Source organism: Deinococcus sp. (genome assembly GCF_025362455.1).
In the GTDB taxonomy this organism is placed as follows: Bacteria; Deinococcota; Deinococci; order Deinococcales; family Deinococcaceae; genus Deinococcus.
Window position 1 is genome coordinate 1 of record NZ_JANYGJ010000039.1, and the last position, 2,964, is coordinate 2,964.

Annotated in this window: 1 protein-coding gene and 1 pseudogene; both read right to left on the minus strand. The window is 62.8% G+C overall.

Annotated elements, in window-relative coordinates; translation table 11 throughout:
* Positions 1 to 309: pseudogene (locus Q0R23_RS02660) on the minus strand (aminotransferase V); the annotation flags it as partial.
* A 494-nt stretch (positions 310 to 803) separates the two neighbouring features.
* Positions 804 to 2,964 (minus strand): AAA family ATPase (locus Q0R23_RS02665; RefSeq protein ID WP_293910090.1); only part of this gene is annotated, 2,161 nt, incomplete at its 5' end.

Consider the following 2,964-nt stretch of genomic DNA (forward strand, 5'->3'; position numbering starts at 1 on the left):
CTGCTCTCCCCAGCGCTCGCTGAACTTGCCTGCCGAGGCGTTGACCACCTTGGCACCTTCGGGCACCAGGCTGACCAGGGCGCCCTCGAAGGCCGCCGTGCCGCTGCCGGTGACGATGACGGCCTCGTAGGGGTCGCCCAGCAGGGCGCTGAGCTGGCCGCGCACGGTCATGAACTTCGCTCTGGCTTCGGGGCTACGGTGGTGCATCTGCGGCTGAGCCAGCGCCAGCAGCGCTTCGGGCGAGACTTCCACCGGGCCGGGGGCGATCAGGCGGCGGCGGTTGAGCGGGACGTGGGGGGCATTGGACATGGATGTATTGTGCCGCGTTTGGAGCGATGATGTGACGGGGGTTGCCAGTAAAAACAGGCCGCACCCGGGTGGGGGATGCGGCCTGTGGAACGCGGCGCGGCCTGAGCTGAAGCCGGTAGGTTTGAATACTGGCTTGCGTTACAGTAGCAGGTTTGGGCGCCGCGTTGCTGAGAGGTCAGTGGCTAGGTGCTAAGACTTTAATGACTGGCGCCGTGACGACGGGCTGGATCACCGCTATGGGCGTGACCGCCTTAAAGTCGTCAGGGATGATGCCCGTCCCACTGATAGGTGGGCGACTCGTGAGACAGCCGAATTGTCCGCAACCGGAGCCAGCGTGAGCCGGAGCCAGGCTGACTAAACCCACAACGTAGGCGACAAAAATCACCGCTGCTTTCTTCTGTACTTTCATTTCTCCTCCTACCAGACGAACTAAATTTGTATCTGGATCCAGAATAAGTAGTCAGCGTGACACAGACGTGATAATGTTTATCCGATCAAATATTTAGCTTAAGACCCTTCCCATCCAACTCTAAAGTGGCAATTTTTCTGTTAATCACCATCAGCTCGTCTGAGTTGACTTTCCCTAACAGTTCGATGTTGGAGAAAATTGGATCAGACATGACATTCTTAGCATCCTCAAATCTCTCCACTTCAATATATATCTCAACAATACTTAGTTTTGTTTTGACTATTTGATCGACGCTGGAAATTGTTTCGGCTATCCTTTCAGCTTCAGCAAGAGCTTTTAGGGCGCTTTCCAACTTACCCTCAAAACGCAACAAGTCAGCTCGCAAATGATTCATCCACCATAATCCTCTATCGTCTTGCTCCTCTAAACCCAATGATTCTAATTTTTCAACGGCATCACGGGCATCCTGCTCGTTCCTCATACACACCGCCTGGTCCGCCAAATTAAATAAAGCCAGCCGTTCATAAGCTGTGTCATCCAAATCCTGCGCCAATTCCAGCGCCAGCAGCCCAAAAGCCCGCGCTTCCTCATTCTCGCCAGACCTGTAGGCCAGATCAAAGCTATTAAACAACGACCTCAACTGTCCCATCCGACTCCCCGCCCGCTCAAACCCTTGCCGCGCCAGCTCTGCGTGGTGCCTAGCCATCTCCAGCTCACCGGTTTCCAGGGCGCTGGCGGTCAACGAGTGGTTCAACCTGCCGAACAGCTCCGGCATTCCGGCCAGAGTCACACCGTCCAAGGTCAGGCCCAATCTCAACTGCGCCTGGGCGTCGGCGTGGCGGCCCAGGTACACGCAGGCGTTGCCGCATTCTAGCAAGGCGCGGGCGTGCTGCTCCGGCGTGATGTTGGGGTCGGGCAATACCAGCTCGCCCAGTTCCAGCACCTCGTGGTAGCGGCCTCCCTGAAACAGCCATTCGAGCCGGGCCAGCCGCGCTTCGGTCCACCAGCTCGCCTCACCCTCACGGTAGGCCAGGGCTTCGAGGCGTTCGACCTCGGTTTTCCAGCCGCTGCGGTCGTCCACCGTGCGCCACCACAGCAACCGGCGGCGGTGGACTGCTAGCCGGACATCCGGGTCCAGGCGGCCCTCCAGGGCACGCTGCGAATGCGCCAGCGCCTGCGGATAGGCGTAGACCCGCTCGGCGGCGCGGGCAGCCCGCCACCACCAGTCGGCGGCGTCCTCGCCAGCGGCCTCTAAATGCTGGGCCACGCTCTCCAGCGGACCACCCGATTTTTCGAGCACGGCGGCCATGTGCCGGTGCAGCAGCCCCGCCCTGGCCGGACTCAGCGACGACAATATGGCCCGGCGAATCAGGTCGTGGGCGAATTTGAAATTACCGCCCGCGTCTTCGAGCATTCCGGCCAGCACGGCGCCTTCGAGCACTTCCAGGCAGGCCCACTCGTCGAGCGCTGTGGTTCCGGCCAGCTCGCGCACCGAGAAGGAGCCGCTGGACACGCTGGCGGCCTCCAACACGCGGCGGGCCTCGGCGCCCAGGCGCTCCAGTCGCTGCAAGATCAGGGCACGCACCGGGGCGGCCTCGCTCTCGGCGGGAATGGTCAGTGGTCCGGCGCCCTGGGTGCCGATCAGCAGCCGCAGGGTTTCGCGCACGGCCAGCGGGTTCCCGGCGGTGGCGTCCTGCAACCAGGCCACGAAAGCCGGGTCGGGCACGGTTTCGGTCCAGTCGGCAGTCAGGCGGGCCAGGTCGGCGCCTTTTAGCGGCGCCAGGGTCAGACGCAAAACTTCTGGGCCGAACAGTTTGCTGGCCGGGGCGTTGTGCGACAGCTCCAGGGGCCGGGCGGTGGCGATGACCCAGGCGCCCACCTGACGGCAGCGCTCCAGCACGGCGGGCAGCACCTCCAGCGTGGCGCTGTCGAACCAGTGCAGGTCATCGAGCAGCAAAATACCGTCGGCGCCCAGGCGGTCCTCGATGATGCGGGCCACCGCTCGCTGGAACCCTGCCCGCAGCGCCGGGTCGGGCGGCAGCTTTTTGCCGGGCAGCATCGGAAACAGCTCGCCGCGTTCACTGTCGCTCAGACCCGGCAGGTGGCGTTCCAGGGCGGCGGTGGCGGGCGAAAAGGGGATGTTCAGGGCCGCCTCGTAGCCGGTCAGGGTCAGCACCTTGACGTTGCCGCAGGCGGCGCGGGCCAGCGTGCTCTTGCCGATGCCCGGCTCGCCCAGCAGCAGCACC